The organism is Salinicoccus sp. HZC-1, from assembly GCF_046736035.1.
Taxonomy (GTDB): Bacteria; Bacillota; Bacilli; order Staphylococcales; family Salinicoccaceae; genus Salinicoccus.
On record NZ_CP177130.1, the window covers coordinates 1641729 to 1666907 of the forward strand.

The following is a 25179-nucleotide window of genomic DNA, read 5'->3' on the forward strand; positions in this document are numbered from 1 at the left end:
AATCCTTTATTTTAGAACAGTCCTTTAGAATTACCGTCTGCATCTACATCCATATTAACAGCAGAAGGTGTCTTAGGAAGCCCCGGCATCGTCATGATATCACCAGTCAGTGCAACGACAAATCCGGCGCCTGCTTTGACAACGACTTCTCTGACAGTGACTTTAAATCCGTCCGGTCTGCCAAGTAATGTTGGATCATCACTTAATGAATACTGTGTTTTAGCCATACAAACCGGGAAATCCCCCCATCCGTGACGTTCGATTTCAGCGAGTTGTTTTTTCGCTTTATCAGTGAAGTCTACACCCTCACCGCCATACACTTCAGTAACGATTTTTTCAATCTTTTGATCGATTGGAAGTTCATTTTCATAAAGATGCTTGAAGTTCTGTTCTTGTTCTAGCACTTCAAGAACCTGCTCTGCAAGGTCAGTACCGCCTGCACCACCATGTTCCCAGACTTTAGTAAGTGCTACACGGACACCCTGTTCCTTGCACCAGTCAAGAACATAGTTTCTTTCTTCGTCTGTATCAGTAACGAAATCATTTAAGGCAACAACGGGTTCCACTCCGAATTTACGCGCGTTTTCAATATGTTTTTCAAGGTTTACGATGCCTTCTTTAAGTGCATCTACATTTGCTTCACCAAGATCGCTCTTAGCTACTCCGCCGTTCATTTTAAGTGCACGGATTGTAGCAACCAGCACAATTACATCAGGAGCAAACTCCCCTTTTCTCGCTTTGATATTCATGAATTTTTCTCCACCAAGGTCAGATCCGAATCCACATTCAGTCACAACAATGTCAGCTAATTTTCTGGCTGTGTTGGTTGCGATCAATGAGTTACACCCATGAGCGATGTTCGCAAATGGACCGCCGTGGATAAGCGCTGGAGTTCCTTCCATAGTCTGAACAAAGTTTGGTTTGATCGCTTCTCTAAGAAGCAGTGCCAGTGCACCTTCCACTTCCAGCTGTCCTACGGTAACCGGTTCTTTATCATATGTGTAACCGAATACGATATCAGAAAGTTTCTTCTTAAGATCAGTAATATCACTTGCCAGACACAGTATAGCCATGATTTCACTCGCAACTGTAATATCAAAACCGTCTTCTCTAGGCACACCGCGTGTTACCCCGCCGAGACCAACAATGACCTGACGCAATGCGCGGTCGTTCATATCCATTACACGTTTCCATGTTACACGGCGTGGATCGATATTCAGTTGGTTTCCATGATGGATGTGGTTGTCGATAAAAGCAGCCAATGCATTATTTGCTGTAGTAATTGCATGAAGGTCTCCGTTGAAATGAAGATTGATTTCTTCCATAGGCAGAACTTGGGCTTGCCCACCGCCTGTAGCGCCCCCCTTGATACCCATGACTGGTCCAAGTGACGGTTCACGCAAGGCAACCATTACATTTTTTTCAAGTTTATTGAAGGCATCTGCCAAACCTACAGTACAAGTAGATTTACCTTCGCCGGCCGGTGTCGGGTTCATTGCAGATACCAGGACCACTTTGGATTTAGACTTGTCACCATGAACCTTATGTATGTCGACTTTAGCTTTATATTTCCCATACATCTCCAAAGAATCATGAGAAATACCTGCTTTATCAGCAATATCCTGTATTGGTTTGATTTCAGCCTGTGATGCAATTTCCTGATCAGTCAAATGTGCCATAATTTCATCTCCTGTAATTGTTATGCGTCCCCAATACGGGCCTTTATAATCTATTATGACATACTATTCAAAATATTGCCCCTGGTAACTTACCAGGGGCAATAATCATTTAAATTTTAATCATCATCCATTGAAGAAAGGTCACCAGCCGGTAAATCTAACTCCCATGCTTTCAGTACGCGTCTCATTATTTTACCGCTTCTCGTCTTAGGCAGCTTATCTTTAAATTCGATTTCTCTTGGAGCAGCATGAGCGGCAAGCCCTTCTTTTACAAAGACTCGGATTTCTTCTTTCAGCTCATCTGTTTGATCGAATCCTTCGCGGATTGCAATGAATGCTTTTACAATTTCACCGCGTACAGGGTCCGGTTTACCGATGACACCCGCTTCTTGAACGGCAGGATGTTCAACCAGTTTTGACTCGATTTCGAATGGTCCCACTCTTTCACCTGCAGTCATGATGACGTCATCTACACGTCCCTGGAACCAGAAATATCCATCCTCATCCATATAAGCCGAGTCGCCGGAAATATACCAGTCGCCGATAAAGTAGGAATCATATTTCGCATCATTTTTCCAGATTTTACGCATCATAGCCGGCCAGCCTTTTTTAAGTGCAAGGTTGCCCATGCGGTTTGGCGGTAGCTCATTGCCTTCATCATCAATGATTGTTGCTTCAGTTCCAGGCAGGGCCTTGCCCATGGAACCGGCTTTAATATCCATTGAAGGGAAGTTGACAATCATATGTGCGCCCGTCTCCGTCATCCACCAAGTATCATGGATTCTTAAGTTGAATACTTTCATTCCCCATTTTACAACTTCTGGGTTTAATGGTTCTCCGACTGATAGTATATGACGCAGGCTGGATAAATCATAATCATTTACAATTTCATCCCCGGCGCCCATCAGCATACGGAAAGCAGTGGGAGCACTGTACCAGATTGTCACCTTAAGATCCTGAATCGCACCAAACCATGCTTCCGGTGAGAATCTGCCCCCGACGACAACATTAGTGGCGCCATTCAGCCATGGAGCGAATATACCATAGGATGTACCTGTTACCCAGCCCGGGTCAGCAGTACACCAGTAAATGTCGTCCTCTTTTAGATCGAGGACATACTTCCCTGAAATATATTGCTGTACCATTGCATGTTGTACATGCAAGACACCCTTAGGCTGTCCTGTGGATCCACTTGTATAGTGAAGGATCATACCGTCTTCTTTATCCAGCCATTCAATATCGAAATCTTCTGAAGCGTTTTCAAAACTCTTGTTAAAGTCGATGTATTTCTCACCGGCATCAGCACCATCGCCGACAACTACTACTTTTTCCAGGTTTGGCAAGTCGTCTACAGGAATACGTGGTAACAGTTCAGATGTTGTCACAATAACTTTCGCATCACTGTTTTCAAGACGGTCCCTGACTGCCTTTTCCATGAACGCTTCAAACAACGGTCCGACGATGGCTCCGACTTTTAAAGCACCCAGTAGTGAGAAATAAAGTTCTGGGCTCCTGGCCATGAATATGAAAACCCTGTCCCCTTTCACAACGTCTGCTTCATTTTTTAAGATATTTGCAGCTTTATTGGAAGCTTTTTTTAATTCTTCATAAGTATAGGAAGAGTGTCTTTCTCCATTTTTATAATGGAGTGCAATTTTATCAGACAACCCATTTTCAGCATGCTTATCAATTGCCTCATAAGCCATGTTGTATTTGCCTGTTTCATACCAGGAAAAGTTTTTTTCAATTTCATCCCAATCAAAATTTTTAACCGCTTCATCATAATCTTTCAAATTAGGATTTTGATCTGTTGATTCATAAATTTCTACTTTCATATTGTAACTCCCCTTTTGTATTTTTCTTTTACAACTATTATTATATAATATAAGTGACGGATTTTTCAAAATTTTAAATTAAAATCTTCAGGAGGGCTTCTTTTGCGCCATATAAAGACGTATTATAAAGAAGATTACAAGGTTAAAGATCAGTCCTTTGTCATCGAGGGTCCACTGACGGGAGAAGAATTAAAGCAGTATACCTATGATGACGGACTGGATGCATTCCGTTTGCCGAAAGAGCAATTCGAGGCGATTACAGAAATCGCCGATCTCGAAGAAGGCCGAATCATTATTGTGCGGACAGGCAGCCATATCATTGGTTATGTCACTTTTCTGCATCCGGACCCAATGGAAAGATGGTCTGATGGAAACCTGCCTTACATCATGGAGCTTGGTGCTGTTGAGGTCAGCTTTGATTACCGGAGTTTTGGATTGGGCAAACGTTTGCTGCAGCTTGGTATGCTTGATGAATATATGGAGAACTATATCATTATCACTACCGAATATTACTGGCACTGGGATTTAAAAAACAGCGGTCTGGATGTTTATGAATATAAAAAATTGATGATCAGGCTGATGGCCAGCAGTGGTTTTGAAGTATTTCAGACGAATGATCCGGAAATCACCGGCCATCCGGCAAATACACTGATGGCGCGTATAGGTAAAAATATTACAGATGATCAGATGATGGAATTCGATAAAATCAGATTTAAAAACAGATTTTTCTTTTAGGGGGAAACTTAGATGCTTGTCGAAAGAATTATGACTTCACCCGTATTGACTCTGGGTCCGAATAATACGATTGAAGATGCCATGGAGATGATGAGTAAGCAATCTTTTCGTCACATACCAATTATTAATGAAGAAGAAACACTCGTAGGAATCATTTCGGATCGTGATATCAAATTAACATTACCTTCGGTGCTGTCTGATGACGATCCTGATTTTAATTTAAAAGTCCCGATATCACGCATAATGAGAAAACGTGTCACTTATTGCCATCCCCTCGACTTTGTAGAAGAAATCGCACTTGATTTTTATCATTATTCCATCGGTGCCATGCCTGTTGTCACTAATAATAAAATCGTGGGAATCGTCACTCAAAAAGATATGCTGAATACATTTTTGGAACTGACCGGAATTACAGAACCGGGTTCTATCATCGAAATAAACATAGAAGATAGAACGGGTGTCATCCATGACATCGGTAAAGTGTTCAAGGATCTTAATATAAAAATCATCAGTGTCTCTGTTTACAGAAATAAAGAAATGAAGGGGTATAAAACAATCGTCTTAAGAATCCAGGCAATGAATCCAGGCAAAGCGATTGAAAAACTGAAAGAAAAAGGGTTTACAGTTGTGGATCCTATGCATATGGGCTAATGAATAAACCACTGTATGTTTACGATGATTCATTGCTTAAGTACCGTTTTAACTCCACCCACCCTTTCAATCAGATGAGACTTAAAATGACAACAGATTTACTGCAGTCTGCAGGTTTATTAAATGAAAATGACATCATAAAGCCCAGGGAAGCCACTGATGATGAATTATTGCTGGTCCATAAAAAAGATTATATCGATGCTGTCAAATCAGCTGGTGAAGGCACTTTACCGGAAGACAAAATGGAAAGCTATGGATTGAACACAGAAGATACTCCCAGCTTCAGCGGTATGCATGAGAAAAGCAGAATGCTGGTAGGTGCAACATTAACTGCAGTTGATGCAGTGATGGAAGGCCGTGCAGATAAGGCGGTCAGTCTTGCGGGCGGATTACATCACGGATTCAGCGGCAGAGCAAGCGGCTTTTGTGTCTATAACGATTCAGCGGTAGCAATCGAGTATATGCGTAAGAAATACTCAAAAAAAGTGATGTATGTCGATACAGACGCACATCATGGTGACGGTGTACAATGGATTTTCTATGATTCGAATGAGGTCATGACCTACTCTATTCACGAAACCGGCCGTTATCTGTTTCCAGGCACGGGCAGCCTGACCGAACGTGGTACCGAGGAAGGTTTCGGCTTTGCTGTCAATTTACCAATTGATGCATTTACTGAAGATGATTCTTTTATAAGTGTTTTTAAAGAAAGTCTTGAAGCCGCAATCGTTAAATTCAAACCGGATATTATCATTAGCCAAAATGGTGTGGATGCACACTACAGAGACCCGATGACCCACCTTTCCCTAACTTCCGAAACGTTTGAGGAAATCCCCAGGTTTGTATGTGAAATGGCCGATAAATATACAGATGGCAAATGGATTGCTGTCGGCGGCGGCGGATACAACATTTGGCAGGTTGTTCCCCGGATGTGGGCGCAAATATGGCTTGCCATGGTAAATATGAAACCACCGAGAGGCAGACTTCCTGAATCATATCTGGACAAATACAAGAAAAAAAGTCCGGTAGATTTCCCTGTAAACTGGGAAGATAATTTAGACGATTATCAGGAAATACCAAGGCGTGCAGATATTAACGAAAAAAATGACAGCACTTTGAATCGGGCAATGCTTCATATAGAAAGTTAAAAATCGCTGAATCCAATGGATTCAGCGATTTTTAATATTATTTAGTAGTAGAACGGTACTCTATTTTATAAGGCAGAATAACATTTGCTTCATCTACTGTTTCTTCATTCATATATTTAGTGAGCAATCTCATCCCTACTGCACCGATATCATAAAGCGGCAGTGCAACACTTGATAATTGCGGTCTCACCATATTTACGAGCCTTGTGTTACTGCAGCTCAACACCTGGATGTCTTCCGGGATGTCCAGATTATGGTCCATTGCACTATGCAGTACACCAATTGCTGTTTCATCACTCATAGTAATGACGACATCTGCTTTATGCTCATTAATTTCGTTAAAGATGTCTATGCCGGATTGGTAATCAGGACCGGCTGTAAGAATTAAGCTGTCATCTGATGATTTACTATTATCTGTGTATGCAGCTTTAATACCTTCTTCAATATGGTTTTCAAGCTGTTCCGAATAGGATGCTTTAACAAAAACAATCCTGTCCGCACCGTCTTCAAGGAATTTGGAAGTCGCTTCCCTCATTGCTTCATAATAATCAATATTTACAGAAGGGAGATTCTTATCCTTTTCACTTGTACCGCAAATGACAACCGGCACATGGGATTCTTTAATATCAGTCAGAGTCTGATCATTCAGAGCCCCGCCTAAAAATACAATGCCGTCCACCTGCTTACTCACCAGACTAAGAAAAGAATCTCTTTCCTTTTCAGGGTCATTTTCAGTATTTGTAATGATCGTCTGATAATTATACATTTCTGCAATATCATCCAGTCCTCTGGCCAATGCAGAATAATAAAGATTTGAGATATCAGGAATGATGACTCCTACCGTTGTGGTCTTCTTACTGGCCAGCCCACGGGCAACAGCATTCGGTCTGTAATTCAACCGTTCAATTACATCTTTTACTTTTTTTCGGGTTTCCGGCTTAACATTGGGATTACCATTTAAAACCCTTGATACAGTCGCCATTGAAACTTTCGCTTCCCTGGCAACATCATAAATTGTTACAGTCATATTGCACCTCCGTGCTTTCACTTATGAAAACGCTTTTTATATTATAATAACATGAACTAACGGATTTCGACACGATTAAACTAAATTTGTATAAAATTTGTCAAATTCATCAAGTGACATTTGTTGTCCGCTGTCACTTAATGCCATGACGGGTTCCGGATGTACTTCTGCCATTATACCATCTGCACCGGCAGCAAGTGCCGCTCTGGCACACTCCAGCATGATCTCTTTTCGTCCGGTAGAATGTGTGACATCCACCATCACAGGAAGATGGCTGGCCTGTTTCAAGAGAGGGACAGCTGATATGTCCAAAGTGTTTCTCGTACTCTTTTCATAAGTGCGTATACCCCTCTCGCATAGCACCACATTCGGGTTTCCTTCGGCAAGAATGTATTCAGCCGCATACAAAAACTCTTCCAGAGTAGCACTTAAGCCACGCTTTAAAAGAATCGGTTTACGGGATTTCCCGGCAGCTTTTAATAGTTCAAAGTTCTGCATATTACGTGCGCCAATTTGAAATACGTCTAAATAGGGTTCAGCCAGTTCCACATGTCCGGGGGTCGTTATTTCACTGATTACAGCGAGATTATACCCCTCTCTGATTTGAGAGAGTATTTTAAGACCTTCTACACCCAATCCCTGAAAATCATATGGAGAAGTTCTGGGTTTGAATGCCCCGCCTCTAATAATACCTAACCCTTTACCATTTAAGTTGGAAGCCACCTCGGCGGCCTGCTCATACGATTCAACAGCACAGGGGCCGAAGATATTTACCGGTTCGGAACCTCCTATTTCAAGACTACCCACATTGACAATGGTGTCTGATTTTTTTTGCTTTCTGGAAACTAGCATTTCCCGCCCTTCTTCATGACCGGGGGTTTCTGTTGTTTCCCGGAATAAAGCCTTGAAAAGTTTCAGTACAAAATCTTTTGAATACATCCCACTGTAGTTGGAAACAATATTGAGGATATAATTCTGCTCGTCAATTTTTGTCTCAACACGCCCTGCTTTTTGGGCACGCAGTTCAAGCAGCTCCAATAATTTTTCATCGATTTCTTTTAATTCATCCCTGTGGTTGTCAGTCATAAAAACACCTCATAACAAAACTAACCACATGGGCTGAACATGTGGTTAGTTTTACTGATATCATTTTTTTCGCTTATCTTCCCTAAAATACAGACTTCTTTTTGAGTCTCTCCGGGTCATCACTGAACTTGTTTCAGCGCAATTTCGAAAGCACTCTTCAGCGGATTAGCATAACCGGCAAGGTTTCATCACGATTAGATAATATTACCACAAAATTCACCGCCATTCCACTATCAGCGATAAGCAATCTAATACTGTATTTATCTAAGCACCGAATCTATAATACGATTCGGCTGCTTACAGAATTCATTGTTTTATCCGGAACATCAACAGATAAGCGCTCTGCTGTAATCCTCAGGAAGATTACTGCTTGTTAATCATCCTTCTCCAAGCAGATATTTCTCTTCATCCCGGCTGTGGTGCCAATTGACTACAAGCAGACTTTCATACATGGACAACCTGTCTTCTCTCGATTCATCCGCCTCCAGATTCTCTTCAATCTTTCCAACAATCTTACGTAATAACTCATGATCCCTCATCAGTTGTGTAATGGTTTCGCTCAATTCCGGGCGCTCTTTCCTGATTTCCAGATAGAGCCCTTCCTCTTCAGAATCGGCATGGGCAATTATGTGATCACGCCAATGCTCAAGTATTACTTTTTCCGCTTCAAGCCCCTCTTTGCTTCGTTCATTTTCGTAGAGGAACCGAAGAGAGCGTGTCATCTCTTTGACTTGACCGTGAGCTGATTCATGAATGGAACGGTGGGCAGCGAGCTGACGCAATGCAGGTCCCGACATCGTTTATGCTCCTCTCTTTCTAGTTGCTTTTTTATATTTTCCGGGGTTGCTGGCGCGGTAGATAACATATTTTCGTTTAATATACTCAAGTGGCAGGCTCCAAACATGGACTAGTCTGGTGAACGGCCATACCGCAAACAATACAAAAGCTGACAGAATATGTGCCTGGAATCCCCATGGCGCTGTGGCGACCAATTCAGGCATCGGACGGAAACTCAGTATCCCTCTGAACCATGGGCCGATTGTATCACGGTAGTCGAAGTCGCCGCCTGTTGCTGTATACCAGGCAGTATTAGTAAAACCGATTACCGTCACGACTCCAATCAGCAGCAGGACATACAGATCTTTCCGCGTGCCCCGCCGGTGAACCCGTTTGCTGTCCATACGGCGCATGGTCAGTAATGCTCCACCGATCACCATCACCAGACCGGCGCCGCCCCCAAACCAGACTGCGCCGAAATGATACATCTCTTCAGTCACTCCGATCATTGGATAGAATGCATGCGGGATTACAACACCGGCTATATGACCGAAAAATACGAATATGACACCGACATGGAACATTATGCTCCCCCATTTGAGCCGCTTGTCATTTTGCAGAAACTGACTCGATTGGGCTGACCAGCCGAACTGGTCTTTATTATAGCGGTAGATATGACCGAATATAAATATTGTAATGGCAATGTAAGGAAATGCTACCCATAGTAAGAAGTCGATTATCTCCAATCTCTTCATCTCCCTTTAGAAGATGCCCAAAATTTCGCCACAGGGCCGACAGCGTCCTTTGGACAAACATTTATACTTTTTTACTCTCTTTTTCCTGTTCACGCGCTACAATCTTATCGAGTGTCTCCAATACAACAGCCAGCAGATAGGCGTATGGAGAGTTCTGTTCCTTCAGCTGGTCATACAGCTGATCTATTGCCTTCTTGTGTATAAAATAGAGTTTATGCGTAAAGGCATCATCCGTTTCTGACATGGCTTCCAGAATAAGCGGCAGGTAGTCCGGCAGCTCATCACCTGTTATCCGGTAGCCGGCTTTGGCATACTCCATCTTCAGTTTGATGAATCCCTGGCCACGCTCACGCTTATCGCCAAATATGCCGTAAGTCAGATACAGCGAACAATCCTTGCTGAAATCGAACTGTTTCACGTAGTTCTGTTCCAGTTCCAGCCATGGCAGGGACACGGAATAATCCCAGAAATGTTCGAGCTGCCTGCGCTCTGATGGATTCTCCAACCCGAGAATGTACTCATAGATATCTTCATTACGGTACCATTCCGGCTCCGGATACTGCAGAAATACTGAACATAGTTTGAGAATACCTTTATGCTCTTCCATCCGGCGCACCTCCTGCTACATCACTGAAGTATGATTCACTGTATTCATATGGATCTTTCCATTCACCATTCATCGCACATGATTCACAGCCGGACTGGAAATCAAAGCCGGTCTGTCCCTGTTTTGCAAACATATTCTCCGCCTCTTCACGGTGGGCTTTTGGAATAACATATCTGTCTCCATATTTGGCAATCGCAGAGAGCTCATACATATCTTTGGCCATCTCTTCGGAAATACCCAATCTGTCAATTAAAGTCGTATCCGGTTTCTTGCCGAGATCGACGCTACGCATATATGTCCGCATGGCGACAAGCCGCTTCAATACAGTTGACACGACTTCCGTATCTCCCGCAGTCAACAGATTGGCAAGATACTCGATTGGAATGCGGAACTGATCGATGGCCGGGAAGATTACATCGGGTGAAACGGTATCAAAATGTCCTTCGAAAGCGTCAACGATCGGGCTTAGTGGCGGAATATACCATACCATAGGCATTGTGCGGTACTCCGGGTGCAGTGGAAGTGCAATTTTCTGCTCTACTGCCATCTTATAAACCGGTGACTCCTGTGCTGCTTGAATCCAATCTTCAGGAATACCATCTCTTTTGGCCTGTTCAATGATTTCAGGATCATGCGGGTCGAGAATCAGATCGAGTTGTGCTTCATAAAGATCCTGGTCATCCTCCACAGAAGCCGCTTCCTCGACACGGTCTGCATCATACAGGACAATACCGATATAGCGGATCCTTCCGACACATGTTTCGGAACAGATTGTAGGATCGCCATTTTCAATTTTAGGGAAACAGAATGTACATTTCTCAGCCTTATTCGTCTCCCAGTTGAAATATACCTTTTTGTATGGACAGCCGCTCATACAGAAACGCCAGCTCCGGCAGGCATCCTGATCTACGAGCACAATGCCGTCCTCTTCCCGTTTGTACATTGCTCCGGACGGACAGGAGGATACACAGGATGGATTAATACAGTGCTCGCATATTCTTGGCAGATACATCATGAACGCATCTTCGAATTCCGTCCTCACCTTTTCGTCAACACCGTTCATATTCACATCATTCTTGGCCGTTTCATGGACACCGGCCAGATCATCTTCCCAGTTCGGCCCCCACAGTATATCCATGTACTCTCCGGTCAGCTGTGATACCGGTCTTGCCACAGGCTGGTGTTTCTTCTCAGGACTGTTCACGAGCGTTTCATAGTCATATGTCCAAGGCTCATAATATTCATCGATTCCGACAAGATCAGGATTGTGGAAGATGTTTATCAGCTTATGCGCTTTACCGCCTGCTTTCAGTGCAAGCTTGCCGTTCCGCATCTCCCAGCCGCCTTTGTTCTTCTCCTGGTTCTCCCATTCCTTTGGGTAGCCGATACCCGGCTTCGTTTCCACGTTGTTCCACCACATGTATTCAGCGCCGGGACGGTTTGTCCAAGTATTGTTACACGTCACAGAACACGTATGGCATCCGATACATTTATCCAAATTCATGACCATTCCAAATTGCGCTTTAATCTTCAAGCCAATCCACCTCTTCCCGGTCCATTCTGCGAATCTGAACTTGTTCGTCCCGCTGATTCCCCGTCGGACCATAATAGTTGAAACCATAGCTTAATTGAGCATAGCCGCCAATCATCTGGGTCGGTTTAATATGAATTCGGGTTGGACTGTTAAAAGTTCCTCCCCTGTCTTTGGTGATCTTTGAACCAGGCACATTAATCAGTCTGTCCTGTACGTGATACATGAATGCCACACCGCGCGGCAGCCTGTGGCTCGTTACCGCCCTGGCAACCACAACACCATTACGGTTAAACATTTCGAGCCAGTCATTATCCTTGATACCCACTTGTTCTGCATCTTTGTTGTTCAACCAGACATGCGGTCCGCCGCGGAAGAGCGTCAGCATCGGCAGGGCATCACCGAACATGCTGTGGAATGACCATTTGAAGTGCGGTGTCAGATATCTTAACGAGATTTCCTGCTGGTCTTCATTTGGCTTATTGTCCCCATTATAAAAGGATGCTTTTTTCAGCGGCGGTTTAAATGTCGGCAGCTCTTCACCAAATTCGAGCATTGTCTCATGGTCAAGATAGAAATGCTGTCTGCCGGTTAATGTACGCCATGGTACGAGCCGTTCCACATTGGTAGTGAATGCTGAATATCTTCTGTTTCCCTTGACGATGCCGCTGAAAGCCGGTGAAGTGATGACATGCTGCGGACGGTTGGTGATATCATCGAAAGTGAAGGCATCCTCTTTCCGGTCTTCCGCAAGGTCCACCAGTTTCTGCCCGGTCTTTTTCTCCATCGCTTCGAATCCTTTCACAGCCAATGTCCCCCTTGTAGTGCTGGACAGGCCGAGCATGGCTTCTGCCGCATCTCTTCCTTCATACAGTGTCGGCATATCATTACCGAATGCTTTGGAACGGGAGGGGCCGACTAATGCTCTGAGACTTTCATATTCTTCTGTGACATCCCATGAATTCCCTTTTGCACCAAGATTCTTTTTCATTGCAGGACCCAGAGTAATGAACTTGTCATACACTTTGGCATACTCCCGCTCGACGATATTCACTTTAGGGAAATTGATGCCAGGAATCGGCTCGATGTCCGTATCTTTCCAATCCGGAACATGACCGAAAGGCTGTGCGATTTCATCCGGTGAATCATGCATGAGTGGTGCAGTGACAGTGTCGTGAACCACTTCAGGCAGATAATCAGCCGCCATTTCTGAAAAGCGTTTGGCCAGATTTTTAAACGTATCCCAATCAGAACGTGCTTCCCATGGTGGCGTAATTGCAGCGTTAAATGGATGAACAAATGGATGCATATCCGTAGAGCTGAGATCTTCCTTTTCATACCAGGTGGCCGTCGGCAGAACAATATCTGAATAAAGCCCCGTCCCCGACATGCGGAAATCAGAATTGACCAGAAGGTCGAGTTTTCCTGTTGCAGATGGAATATCCATATTCAATTCGGTCGTTTCAAGGTCTTCCGACTCTTCACTCAGGTTATGCCCATGGGTGCCGAGCAGATGTTTCAGGAAGTATTCATGTCCTTTCGCCGAACTGCCCAGCAGATTGGCCCGCCAGACAAACATCGTCTTAGGAAAATTGACGGGATCATTCGGTGACTCGATTGCAAAATCCATCTCCTGATTGACAACAGAATCAACCACCTGCTGAACATTTTCAGAAGCTTCATGCCCGGGGTTACCAAGCTTAATCGGGTTCCGGTTGAACTGCGGATAGGACGGAAGCCAGCCCAATCGAGCTGCCAGCACATTATAATCACCGAGATTCTGGTATTTCGTTTCTTCTGCAAGCGGTGATGCAAGATCCCTTGTCTTCTGGTCTTCATATTTCCACTGTTCAGTCGCAAAATAGAAGAATGAAGTACCATTCTGCAGACGGTTCGCTCCGCCCCAGTCCTTGGCCATCGCAACCGTCTGCCAGCCCTCATAAGGACGGACCTTCTCCTGGCCAACGTAGTGTGCCCATCCGCCGCCGTTCACACCCTGGGATCCGGTCAGCATCACGAGGTTAAGTATGGCCCGGTATATTGTATCGGAATGATACCAGTGATTGATGCCAGAACCCATGATGATCATTGACCTGCCTTTGCTGTCGATGGCATTCTGAGCAAATTCCCTTGCAATCTGAGCAACCAGGTTCGGCTTCACATTCGTATATTTCTCCTGCCATGCCGGCGTGAACGGACGGTCCTCTTCATAAGTTGTCGGTGTGTCCCCCTCAAGACCACGATTGACTCCCGACTGTGCACACATGATGTCAAATACTGTAGTGACGAGTACAGGTCCTTCTTTTGTTTCCACTTCCCTGACGGGAACGCTGCGTTTGATGACAAAGTTACCCGGTTCTTCAAATGCTGCAATGCTGAGTGATTCAGTATGGTCTTCTGATCCAAGCAGTGTGAGCGCCGGAGAGATATTCTCCACATCATTAACCGTGTCGGTTTTACGCATGTTCCAGTTCGCTTCCCCGTCCCAGCGATGACCGATTGATCCATTGGGAACTGCATAGGAGCCGGTATCGTGATCATAGACAATCGTTTTCCATTCAGCTTTTTCAGTGTCATAGTCCATATCACTGGCACGAAGGAAACGGTCCGCTTTATAACCTTCTCCTGTCTGTTTCAGTCTGATCAGATAAGGGAGGTCCGTATATGTTTTGGCATACTCATCAAAATATGGAACAGTCTGATCAATATAGAATTCCTGAAGAATGACATGGGTCATGGCCATTGCGATTGCACCGTCCATACCCGCCTGAACGGGCAGCCAGTTATCTGCGAACTTGACGAATTCAGCAAGGTCGGGTGCAACAGCCACCACTTTCGTGCCTTTGTAGCGAGCTTCAACCATGAAATGTGAATCAGGCGTCCGGGTCTGAGGCAGATTCGAACCCCAGACAATCAGATAGCTGGAATTGTACCAGTCGGCACTTTCCGGAACATCTGTCTGTTCCCCCCATACTTGAGGAGAAGAAGGCGGCAGGTCTGCATACCAGTCATAGAAGCTCAGCAGCACACCGCCAATAAGATTCAGGAAACGGGAGCCTCCTGCATAGCTGACCATGGACATGGCGGGAATCGGAGAAAATCCGAATATACGGTCAGGACCATGTGTTTTTATTGTATAGATGAGCTGGGCGGCGATCAGCGTCTCCACTTCTTTCCAGTTCGAGCGGACAAACCCGCCTTTCCCCCTGGCTTCCTTGTAAGTGCGGCTTGCCTCTTCGTCCTCAATGATGGAAGCCCATGCCTGGACAGGATCATCGGTTTTTGCAAGTGCTTCGCGCCAAAGTTTGAGCAGGGCACTTCTTATATACGGAAAACGAACGCGGTGGGGACTGTAGGTATACCATGAGAAACTGGCGCCTCTTGGGCAGCCCCGCGGTTCATATTCGGGCATGCCGGGGCCAGTGGAAGGATAATCCGTCTGCTGGGTTTCCCAGGCGATGATACCGTCTTTGACATGTACTTTCCAGCTGCACGAGCCTGTGCAGTTGACACCATGAGTAGTGCGGACGACTTTATCATGCTGCCAGCGCCGTCTGTAGTAATCTTCATTGTGCTGGCGGTCTTTTGGGGATAGTTCACTGTGTTCCGTCTCGGTTTGTGTTTTTCCTAAGTATCGCAACTTTTGTATCAATGGTGGTATTTTCCTACTCACTATATCCACTCCCTGTTGAATTTGGAAAAATATTAGTAACTTGGCTACATTTTAGCAAAGCGGTTTATTTTTATCCATCGCATTTTAAAATATTATGAATATTTAATTAATTATAGGGTTTTCCCTTAGTTTTGATAATGTCCGCTTGTTCCAAATAAAAAAGCTGAGCAAATGTACTTTGCTCAGCTTCTAAAAAATTAACCACATGCATGCGCATGTGGTTGAAAATGATATTCATTTTAATTCTTTGGGTCCTGGTCAGCTTTCTCTGCGTACTTGGACATGTCCACGGTTCTGACATCATCCGTGTGCTCTTCACTGACCTCTTCCTGGATGGCTTCTTTTTGAGCCTGCATGGCTGAATCATCAATCTCTTTTATGCGATTTTTCTCATCCATCTCACTCTTTTTAACGACAGCGTCATCTTTTTTATCTTTAAGCTTTTCACGGAGTTCGTTGGTTTTCTGCTCCGCCTTTTCTTTCATGGAACTGTCGCTTCCTTCACCACTCAAGTTTTTAGAAAGCTTATTTGTCTGATCTGTAATATCATCTCTCAGAGCATCACCTGATTTAGGGGCAAGGAGAAGTCCTCCAATCGTGCCAACTGCGAGTCCAATCACCAATCCGATTGAAAAATCTCTGCCTGTAGATTGGTGGATTTGTTCTTCGTACTCTTCTACTCCATGTAAATGTCGATCTCTGTTATAAGTTTCCATTTTCAGACCTCCTATTACTTGCGGTCATTCAGTCCTGCGTTCACACGATCTTCATCCAAATTATCATTTTTTGTAGCAGTTTCGTTTACAGCTACTGGAAGATTATCCGGATCTGTTTCAGAAGTTGTTGAATATTTAGTAGCATAAGCACTGTTGCGCTTTTGTCTCATCTGCCATTTATCAGCAACTTCCATTGCTACGTTTGACCATTGTACAACCTGCGAAATTTTATCTTCATTTTGTGAAATGTTATGAGTGATGGAATTCGTCACCCTATCCACTGAAGAATTTAAGCTTGATACCGAGTTACCGATTCCCTGCACTGCATCAACAACTGAGTTGAGTTTTGCAGATTTGCCCTGGACATCTTCTGCAAGACGGTTCGTTTTGTGCAGAAGGTCTGTGGATTCTCTCGTAATACCCTGAATTTGTCCTTCCACTCCATCGAGTGTTTTTGCTACATGATCAAGGTTCTTTTTAACCGAAAATAGTACAACTGCCAGTGCAATACATAAAATCAGAAAAGCGATTGCAGCTATACCTGCGGCAATATATAGAATTATTTGCCAATCCATTGTAACGCCTCCATATTCTTTCTTTATTTGTTATTCACTCTATAAAATAACCCGAAACACTGGTTGATAAACATTGTTTATCGTTAAATCATGAAAGTAGCTCAGTAAAACGTTTCTCATATTTTTGAATATCTCCTGCCCCCATAAAGATAATAACAGCATTTGAATGGCTGTTAAGCCGCTCCAAATCTCTTTCATCCAATAGTTCGGAGTTCGGTATTAGATCAACAAGATCGCGGCTGGACAGGTTCCCCGTCTGTTCTCTCGCAGAACCAAATATATCTACGATATAAGATTTGTCCGATTCTGAAAGCGCATCTGCAAAATCATCTAAAAATGTTTCAGTACGTGAAAAAGTGTGCGGTTGGAAAACAGTCACGATTTCCCTGCCATGATATTTCTTCCTTGCTGTTTCCAGAGTCGCACTGATTTCTTTGGGATGATGCGCGTAGTCATCAACGATAACCATACCATTCAGGAACGTTTCACTGAATCTGCGCTTCACACCGCCAAATGTCATGAAGGCGTCCTTAATATTATTCATATCTAATTTTTCCAGGTAACAGATTGCAATTACCGCGAGTGAGTTTAGTATATGATGATCACCAAACATTGGAATAGTAAACCGATCAATCTTCTCTCCTTCGATGTAAACATCAAATTGAGTGCCTTTGGAGTTTGTTTCGATATTTACCGCTTTAACATCATTATCTCCATCAATGCCGTAAAACCAAACCGGGACATCCAGCTTCATATTGCGTGTATATTCATCACCGCCATAGGCAATAATTCCTTTATTGACCTGCTTTGCCATTTCAGTAAAAGCGTCCACAACATCGTCAATACTGTCGAAGTAGTCAGGATGGTCAAAATCAATATTCGTAATAATTGCATAATCAGGATGATAACTTAAAAAATGCCGTTTATATTCACAGGATTCAAATGCGAAATAATTGCTGTTCTCGAGGCCGAAACCAGTGCCATCACCGATTAAAAACGTAGTGTCCACATCACCGTTCATCACATGACTGAGCAAACCTGTTGTAGATGTTTTTCCATGAGCACCTGTAACTGCGATAGATGTATACCGGCTCATGAAATCAGCAAGGAAAATATGATATCTGATTACCGGATAGCCTGCATCCAACGCCTTTTTAATCTCCATATGGTCATTCATGAAAGCATTGCCCGCAATATAGGTAAACCCTTCTACTACGTTATTTTCATCAAAGGGAAGTATTTTTATACCTTTATCTCTCAGCTGGTGTTCAGTAAAAACCTCACTCTCAATATCAGAGCCTTGAACTTCATGTCCAAGGTCATGGAGTACTTGAGCAAGTGCGCTCATTCCTGCACCTTTTATCCCTATAAAATGATATTTTTCCACGAGTTCACCAATCTTTCTTAAAATGAAGTTATCCTCCGATATTTTTTAAATGGGAGAATACTCTTTGTTTTGATAATTCAGGCAGCACTGCTGCGTTTACACGGAGCGCTTTGTTGGATGTAGGTATTTGAATTAACATATCATTTCCATCAATAAGCGTATCACTGCCTTCGATGATGTTTGATTTTTCATCCTTAAATGAAATCCGTGTCTGCATCATTTGCAGCCATTCAAACCGGATGCTTACATCCGGACGGGTATGCTTCATAATTAAATGAATGCCTAAAGGTTTCCCTTTTTTCAATACTTGAACAATCGTTCTGACCGCATCAGGATTATTACTTTCAAACAGCTGGGATAAATCATCAATTACAACTGCAATCACACTTTTTCGTGATTCATAGCTTACTCTTTGATTATAACTGTTTAAGTTTCTGACATGTGCCCTTCTAAATTGGTTGTGTCTGTCATTCAATTCTTTGAAAAGACCGCTTAATACATCCGGATCCATTATCGATTTCGGTTCCTGGAATAAATGAGGCAGTCCTTTATATTCATTGTAATGCGATTTGTCAGAGGCTATGAGAATTCTGAATTCATTTGGGTTATGATTCATCATCATTGAAATAAGTATATTGTCTATCGCATTTGCAGAGTCAATCTCATTATTACCATAAACAAGCATATGGCCTGCCTTTTGAAGTTCGTAGCTGAATATCTTATCATCTACAGTTTTTCCAACAACAAATTTAAAATCATTCTTCCTTAACTTCAAACTGCTTGACGAAAATACTTTACTGAACGGTATATGAATTGGCTCCGGTAAAGGAAACTCTATACCTATATTGCTTGTACCAATGATCGGTGCAATAATTCTAAAGTTACCGAATGGTAAATTCGGAACTAAATACTCTTTCAGCCGCGTGATATTACTCAGCCTGAAATTACGGTCCAATGATATTTCATACCGGCCGATAATTCCATTTGATTTATAGTCATATATTTCAGCCGGTATACCGATGGCTTCAAAAGCGGCGACTACTTTACCATCCAACGACTCATCTGCCTGCTCATACTCATCCGTCAGATCACTGCCAAGCATATGTATCGATGGCATTGTATATTTAGGGCCCTGGCGCTTTTCATCATTGTGGTGTCTGTTCTTTTGTTTTTTCTTATCATATGGTGTCATGATGACATTATAAGGAGAAGACGTTTCAGCAGGTTGTTTTTCTTTTGGTTCTTCTGAAACAGCTGTCATTTCTTCGTCTTCGGCAATCGCTGTTTTATTCTCTAACTGTTCCTGTTGTTCTATCTGCCGGCCCTTTAAGTTATAAGGATCATCGTAGCGTGCCCTTTCACGTTCTTCGCGATGTTTTCGCTCTTCAATCCGTTTTTGTTCCCTTTTTGCCCGCAGAATTCTTTCCTTTTTCAAGCTTTCAATAATTGGAGATATATATCCTTTGTTCTCAATTTGAACTTCATTTTTATCGGCTTCAATATAAGAAAGTTCTTCTTCAGACAGATGCTGTTTATTCGTACCATGAATTGCTGATGGGACCCGAGACGTTTCAGGTGAGGATTTTGTTTTTTCAACGTTGCCACTATCCTCATCCTCTTTAGACACGGAATGCTTTTTCGTACCATGTACAGCAGAAGGGATTTCTCTTGCCTTGTTGATTCTAAAGCTGGAATTTTTCTTTTCCGTCTTTTTAGTTTCTTCAAAAAGGGTTTTTCTCTGCTCTCTTCTGATAAAGGAAGTATCTTCATCTTCTTCCACATTCTTTTTATCTTCACGATCCGTTCTTTCATTTTCGTTATTTTCATCATCTAAATTTAAAGGAAAACGAAAGCGGTCTCTATAATTTTTCTCATCATCCAATTCTCTGTTGAACTGTCTTCTCCTTCTTGATCTATCCATATGAACCACCTTTACTTTACTTCAAACGGTTGGGCTGTTTCATAACTGTCATCTAATACATAAATTCCCTTAACGCCGTCATCTTCAAGATTTAATTCTTTTTTTGAACAAATCATACCTGTTGATTCCACTCCTCTGAGCGTGGAAGGTTTAATGTATAATCCATCAGGCATCACAGCGCCAACTTTAGCTACTACAACAAGTTGATCGGCATCGACATTTGGCGCACCGCAAACAATCTGCAGTACTTCTTCACCGACATCCACTTTACATACATTCAATTTATCTGCATCCGGATGTTTTGTTTTTTCCAATACTCGGCCTACTACAAATTTGGGTGTTGTATCAAATTCAATTCTCTCTTCACCATTTTGTTCAAGGATTTTATTAATAGCTTCGACTATGTCCTCAGTAGGCTCGATGTCTACACCTTCATGCAGATTTACTTTCTTTGATGCCTCGAAAATATTAAGGCCGATAATCTCATCGCCATCTTTAATTATTGTTAAACCATCATGATATTCATAGCTCGGAGAATCGGTTTTTTTGAGTGTTACAAACAGTACATCTCCAACATTTTCTTTGTTATACGTCAGTTTCATCATCATTACCTCTTTTATTATAATTCTTTTGTTTACCAAGGATAAACACCGGTTCTAATCTTTTATCACGGTAAGAGAAGGATAGAGATGTAATGGGAGTCAGACCCTCTGCAAAATACTGCATCATCATTTGTGCCATAATATCGTATCCGACACTGTTTTTAATATCTGCGATAATCAGCACATCCTGATGGGGTAACCCAACCATCATCTCTCCTTCACACTTTTCATGCATTTCATTTAGAAACGCTTCGTTTAAAATACGGGAAGCATCATAACCATCATTATGGTTTACAAAATAAAAATCATTTTCCTGTATAGAATCTTTTTTCATTTCAATTTTTAAGTTTTTCAGATTATTGTCTGCAAGCGTACGGATATCATCCTGCCCCATGCCTAAAGAGGCCGCCAGTTCTTCATCAATCAGTCTGTAGCTGTTTTTGAAATCGACGGCATAATAGATATCCGTTTCATTTGTATGATTATCTTTAACAAATGATACACCGCTTTTTGTTTCATCAGAAAAACTCGTCGACCGTATTACCGGATAAACCATCGCTTGCTCGGAATTGATTTCTTCCTCTTTCATACGCTCAATTGTTTCATCTATATAGTATACAATTTCATTTACAAAATCGCTGTCCTTTTTAAATTTATCCATTGCTTTTGCTAATGAAACATTGATTCCTTTTTTATTATCTTTACGCTCAACTCTGAGCACTTCTTTTTCCCGATCGAATGATGTATTGAAATCACTGCGCTTTTCACCCAGTTTTTCAATCACTTTATCTCTCAGTTGGAAAATATTCATGAAATTGCCTCCAGTTCTAATCTTTAGCAGACAGTCTTAATATTTGGTCGCCATCTTTGATAAGTCCCATCCGCTTCAGCAGAATATAGAATAACAAAGTTAACACTGCCGGTAAAACGATATGGAATACTAAAATTAGGAACCAAACATCTGCCGATGGTCCCATTGTCTCTACTGCCATGATCTGTCCTACGAAACCGCTCGTTCCCATTCCTGCGCCTGCAGCATTATTTTCCATGGGGAAAAACACTGTCATTATCGGTGCGATAATTGCACTTGATAATACTGGCGGCAGTATAATGAACGGATTTAGCAGCACATTTGGTATTTGCAGCATGGAAGTCCCTATGCCGATGGAAATAATTCCTGAAACACCATTTTCCTTATATCCCGTCAAAGCGAGTCCGACCATGTGACAGCAGCAGCCAATAACAGCTGCGCCCGCTGCCAAACCACTTATATCCAACATTATAGCAAGAGCTGCACTGGAAAGTGGTGCTGTAAGTGTTATGCCAAATACAACTGCTACCAATATACCCATTATAAATGGTCTTTGCTCTGTAGCAAACCCGATGAAATCACCAATCCCGATCATGAATTCTCCAATGACCGGTCCGACAAATTTGGCAATCATATAGCCAATAACAATTGTCAGAAATGGTGTTACGATAATATCTATTTTAGTTCTTCCTGCATACAATCTTGCGATTTCTATTACTGCGACACTTGCGATATAACTCCCGGCTACCCCACCCATGTCATAAGCTGCATAACTCACCACAATAGTAGAGAATATTACGAGCGGGCTTGCTTTAAGACCGTAGGCAATCGCTGCGCCAATCGCTGCACCGCTTAAACTCATTGCGACTGCACCGATTTCCCTGAGGCCACTCAAATAAGGCACATAAGATCCGGCAGTATCTATAATCAAGCCGATAATTAAAGAAGAAAACAAGCCTAGAGCCATAAAACTCATGCCATCAATGAACCATCTTCTCAATAACTTTCTCATTTTATATTTATCCTCTTAATTCTTCAACCTTTTCACGGTTGATCCCTTTTATCAATTCAGTCAGCATTGCTTTGGCACTTAAATAATCATTATAATTGATGATGGAATGACTTGTGTGAATATAGCGTGCGCATATGCCCACGACAGCGCTTATTACACCCTCACCCGAAACATGGATGCTGCCGGCATCTGTGCCTCCCGGAGATTGGTAGTACTGATGTTTGATTTCATGAGTTTCTGCAGTTTCCAGAAGATAATCTCTCATTGGTTTTGAGAGGATCATTGTCCTGTCCAGAATCCGGATTAATGTCCCGTCACCGATCTTGCCCACATCCTCATCTTTACCGAGCATGTCATTTGCCGGTGAGCAATCGACTACAAAAGCAACGTCTGGCTCTACCAGGTTGGAACTGACTTTAGCGCCTCTTAAACCAACCTCTTCCTGAACGTTTGCACCAATGTACAAATCACAATCAAGCTCAATACCTTCAAGTGCCTCAAGCGCCTCTATCGCAATCAGGCAGCCATATCGGTTATCCCAGGCTTTCGCAAGTAATTTATCAGTTCCTTCCATCACCTGAAAGTCTACATCAGGCACGATTGAATCGCCCGGGCTTATGCCCATCTTTTCAAGCTCTTCTTTGGAATCCGCTCCGACATCGAGCAGCATATCTTTAATTTCAGTTTTACTGCCGGCATCTCCTTTTCTAAAGTGCACAGGCACACTGCCGATAACCCCGGTTATTTGTGCGCCTTCAGACGTTCTCACTTTAAATTTATGGCTGAGCAGTACATCATTCGACCATCCGCCAAGCGGTGTAAATTTGATCATGCCGTTTTTTGTCAGTTGTGTAATCATAAAGCCGACTTCATCCATATGTGCTGCAACCATTACTTTTGGCGCATCTTTTTTCCCGGATTTCTTAACAGCAAAAATACCGCCCAGCCCATCGGTGATAATTTCATCGGCGCTGCTTTCTAATTCCGACTTCATGTATTCACGGACTTCATCCTCAAAACCCGGAGCACCATGAAGTTCAGTTAATGTTTTCATTCTTTTCAATGTTTTATCGCTGAGATTCATTTTTATTCCCCTTTAAAATTCATTTTTTTCCAGTGCCTATGTTAAACTGACTGTGTTGGGAGGAGTTTTATGACAAAATATATTAAAATATTAATTGCATTTCTTGTTATTTCGATACCATTTTTCATATGGTTTAAAAAACACCGGCCGATTCATCCTCAGGAAATCATTAATCAGTTACACATTCAGTTTGAAAACGTCTCATTCATTTCCATAGACTACCAGACGAGCACCAGAAAACTCCTTGGCATGAATTGTGAAGTATACACCGGTGCCCTTCATGTAAAAAAAGCCAAAGATACCGAACGGTATCAATTTATCGCAGATGCATTTACTGGAGAAATCATAGAGATTACTTCGCTGTAATCTTTGTGATTTCTTCAAATGTTTTATGAATACGTTCCAGCCCTATTTTAATCCGCTCTCTGTTAGAAGCCACATTAAACCTGAAATGCTGGTTTTTTTCCATGTCATAAATTTTTCCCGGAGACACGGCAATCCCGCCGATTTCAACCAAGGCTTTATGAACTGTATCATCATCCAAACCAGTCTTTTCATAACCGATCCACGCTAAATATGTTGCCTCCGGTTTTTTAAATGTCAGCCAGTCAGACATGTGCTGATCGATATAGTCTTCAATCAGCTGGAAATTCCCTTCAAGATAATCATTCAATTCATCGACCCACTCACCGCATTCATTATATGCCGCTTCTACCGCAGTCAATGCAAGTGAATTTGCTGCGCCCATTCCATATTTAGAGCCGATGGCCTGGTTTAGTGCTGTACGGAACTTTTTATCTCTTGAGATAAAGTAGGAATGTGGCAGACTTGCCAGATTAAATGTTTTACCAAGCCCTGTTGTAACGAGTACCTGATCGCCTTCTTCCATCAATTCAACCATGGAAACGAAGTTCTCTTTCGGTCTGACGAAGTCCATATGGATTTCATCGCTGATTATAAACACTCCATTTTGCTGACAGATTTCACGGATCTTTTCAAGTTCCCGGCGTGTCCATACTTTCCCGGTCGGGTTGTGCGGATTGCAATGGATATATACTTTGACATCATTTTTTTTGCACAGCGTTTCAAAATTATTGAAATCAAACTGATAACCGTCCGTATCTTCTATGAAAGGACAGTCTACAATCTTCCGTCCGTTCCCTTTTAATTGTCCGATAAACGCATTATAGCTTGGTGTTGTGATTATTACACCGTCGCCTGTTTCGGTATGCTGTCTGACTACCTCCCCGATGGTGAATAATACGGAAGGGGCATATGAAATTTCCTCATCTTCAAGATCCACACCGAATCGGCTGTGCCACCAATGTTTAATTGCACCATAGAATTTGGGATTTTGCCAGATTGTATAGCCGAAAATCCGATTATCGATTCTATTTTTCATTGCTTCAGCAATTGGTTCAGCAATTTCAATATCCATGTCTGCTATCCAAAAAGGTTCCAGCCCTTTTCTGCCAAACAAAGCATCAGTCCCCTCATACTGAACACTGTAGGTACCTTCCCTTGAAGCACCTTTATCAAAATTGTACTTACCCAAAAAATCTCCTCC

Annotated in this window: 22 protein-coding genes; 4 read left to right on the top strand and 18 right to left on the bottom strand. The window is 42.6% G+C overall.

The window, feature by feature from the left end; all coding sequences use genetic code 11:
* Positions 1-11: 11 nt before the first annotated feature.
* Together ACKRAT_RS08270 and acsA are read right to left on the bottom strand one after the other, a co-directional pair.
* Positions 12-1679, bottom strand: coding sequence for a formate--tetrahydrofolate ligase (locus ACKRAT_RS08270; protein ID WP_411842036.1), 1668 nt, complete (start codon positions 1677-1679; stop codon positions 12-14).
* A 116-nt stretch (positions 1680-1795) separates the two neighbouring features.
* The gene (gene acsA / locus ACKRAT_RS08275; protein ID WP_411842037.1) at positions 1796-3514 is read right to left on the bottom strand and encodes an acetate--CoA ligase; all 1719 of its coding nucleotides are present in this window, start codon (positions 3512-3514) and stop codon (positions 1796-1798) included.
* A gap of 102 nt (positions 3515-3616) precedes the next feature.
* Here acsA and ACKRAT_RS08280 point away from each other — a divergent pair, with 102 nt between their 5' ends.
* From ACKRAT_RS08280 to ACKRAT_RS08290, 3 genes are read left to right on the top strand one after another with little or no spacing between them, the layout of a single operon-like run.
* Positions 3617-4249: a GNAT family N-acetyltransferase gene (locus ACKRAT_RS08280; RefSeq protein WP_411842038.1), complete on the top strand. Its 633-nt coding sequence runs from the start codon at positions 3617-3619 to the stop codon at positions 4247-4249.
* A gap of 12 nt (positions 4250-4261) precedes the next feature.
* Positions 4262-4900, top strand: coding sequence for a CBS and ACT domain-containing protein (locus ACKRAT_RS08285; RefSeq protein ID WP_411842039.1), 639 nt, complete (start codon positions 4262-4264; stop codon positions 4898-4900).
* On the top strand, positions 4900-6048 hold the full coding sequence (locus tag ACKRAT_RS08290) for an acetoin utilization protein AcuC (RefSeq protein WP_411842040.1): 1149 nt from the start codon (positions 4900-4902) through the stop codon (positions 6046-6048). Before ACKRAT_RS08285 ends, ACKRAT_RS08290 begins: the two co-directional genes overlap by 1 nt.
* Before the next feature lie 37 nt (positions 6049-6085).
* Here ACKRAT_RS08290 and ccpA read toward each other — a convergent pair whose 3' ends face one another.
* The 15 genes from ccpA to ACKRAT_RS08365 form a co-directional block, all read right to left on the bottom strand.
* On the bottom strand, positions 6086-7075 hold the full coding sequence (gene ccpA / locus ACKRAT_RS08295) for a catabolite control protein A (protein WP_411842041.1): 990 nt from the start codon (positions 7073-7075) through the stop codon (positions 6086-6088).
* A 75-nt stretch (positions 7076-7150) separates the two neighbouring features.
* The gene (locus ACKRAT_RS08300) at positions 7151-8161 is read right to left on the bottom strand and encodes a bifunctional 3-deoxy-7-phosphoheptulonate synthase/chorismate mutase (RefSeq protein WP_411842042.1); all 1011 of its coding nucleotides are present in this window, start codon (positions 8159-8161) and stop codon (positions 7151-7153) included.
* 377 nt (positions 8162-8538) lie between these two features.
* The gene (locus ACKRAT_RS08305) at positions 8539-8958 is read right to left on the bottom strand and encodes a hemerythrin domain-containing protein (RefSeq protein ID WP_411842043.1); all 420 of its coding nucleotides are present in this window, start codon (positions 8956-8958) and stop codon (positions 8539-8541) included.
* A gap of 3 nt (positions 8959-8961) precedes the next feature.
* Positions 8962-9684, bottom strand: a complete 723-nt coding sequence (narI, locus tag ACKRAT_RS08310; RefSeq protein ID WP_411842044.1) for a respiratory nitrate reductase subunit gamma — start codon at positions 9682-9684, stop codon at positions 8962-8964.
* 70 nt (positions 9685-9754) lie between these two features.
* Positions 9755-10300 carry a nitrate reductase molybdenum cofactor assembly chaperone gene (gene narJ / locus ACKRAT_RS08315; protein ID WP_411842045.1) on the bottom strand — a complete coding sequence of 182 codons (546 nt, stop codon included), beginning with the start codon at positions 10298-10300 and terminating at the stop codon, positions 9755-9757.
* Positions 10287-11834 (bottom strand): nitrate reductase subunit beta, encoded by a 1548-nt coding sequence (narH, locus tag ACKRAT_RS08320; RefSeq protein ID WP_411842046.1) that lies wholly within the window; start codon positions 11832-11834, stop codon positions 10287-10289. Before narH ends, narJ begins: the two co-directional genes overlap by 14 nt.
* On the bottom strand, positions 11824-15504 hold the full coding sequence (locus tag ACKRAT_RS08325) for a nitrate reductase subunit alpha (RefSeq protein WP_411842047.1): 3681 nt from the start codon (positions 15502-15504) through the stop codon (positions 11824-11826). The genes narH and ACKRAT_RS08325 overlap by 11 nt, the downstream gene beginning before the upstream one ends.
* 239 nt (positions 15505-15743) lie before the next feature.
* Positions 15744-16220, bottom strand: a complete 477-nt coding sequence (locus tag ACKRAT_RS08330; protein WP_411842048.1) for a YtxH domain-containing protein — start codon at positions 16218-16220, stop codon at positions 15744-15746.
* Between the two features lie 14 nt (positions 16221-16234).
* Positions 16235-16795, bottom strand: a complete 561-nt coding sequence (locus tag ACKRAT_RS08335; protein WP_411842049.1) for a DUF948 domain-containing protein — start codon at positions 16793-16795, stop codon at positions 16235-16237.
* 88 nt (positions 16796-16883) lie between these two features.
* Positions 16884-18182 (bottom strand): UDP-N-acetylmuramate--L-alanine ligase, encoded by a 1299-nt coding sequence (gene murC / locus ACKRAT_RS08340; protein ID WP_411842050.1) that lies wholly within the window; start codon positions 18180-18182, stop codon positions 16884-16886.
* Positions 18183-18210: 28 nt separating this feature from the next.
* On the bottom strand, positions 18211-20103 hold the full coding sequence (locus tag ACKRAT_RS08345) for a DNA translocase FtsK (RefSeq protein ID WP_411842051.1): 1893 nt from the start codon (positions 20101-20103) through the stop codon (positions 18211-18213).
* Positions 20104-20114: 11 nt separating this feature from the next.
* A complete protein-coding gene (gene ytpR, locus ACKRAT_RS08350) occupies positions 20115-20705 on the bottom strand; it encodes a YtpR family tRNA-binding protein (protein WP_411842052.1) in 591 nt (196 codons plus the stop codon).
* Positions 20689-21516 carry a DUF1444 family protein gene (locus ACKRAT_RS08355; RefSeq protein WP_411842053.1) on the bottom strand — a complete coding sequence of 276 codons (828 nt, stop codon included), beginning with the start codon at positions 21514-21516 and terminating at the stop codon, positions 20689-20691. The genes ytpR and ACKRAT_RS08355 overlap by 17 nt, the downstream gene beginning before the upstream one ends.
* Before the next feature lie 16 nt (positions 21517-21532).
* Entirely contained in the window at positions 21533-22528 is a 996-nt protein-coding gene (locus ACKRAT_RS08360; protein WP_411842054.1) for a PTS transporter subunit IIC, read from the bottom strand.
* A 7-nt stretch (positions 22529-22535) separates the two neighbouring features.
* Positions 22536-23612 carry a M42 family metallopeptidase gene (locus ACKRAT_RS08365; protein WP_411842055.1) on the bottom strand — a complete coding sequence of 359 codons (1077 nt, stop codon included), beginning with the start codon at positions 23610-23612 and terminating at the stop codon, positions 22536-22538.
* Positions 23613-23681: 69 nt separating this feature from the next.
* Here ACKRAT_RS08365 and ACKRAT_RS08370 point away from each other — a divergent pair, with 69 nt between their 5' ends.
* Complete coding sequence (locus ACKRAT_RS08370; RefSeq protein ID WP_411842056.1) at positions 23682-23978, top strand: hypothetical protein; 297 nt, start codon at positions 23682-23684, stop codon at positions 23976-23978.
* On the opposite strand, the gene ACKRAT_RS08375 is transcribed toward ACKRAT_RS08370, so the two are convergent.
* On the bottom strand, positions 23965-25167 hold the full coding sequence (locus tag ACKRAT_RS08375) for a MalY/PatB family protein (protein ID WP_411842057.1): 1203 nt from the start codon (positions 25165-25167) through the stop codon (positions 23965-23967). The genes ACKRAT_RS08370 and ACKRAT_RS08375 overlap by 14 nt on opposite strands.
* Between the last annotated feature and the right edge of the window lie 12 nt (positions 25168-25179).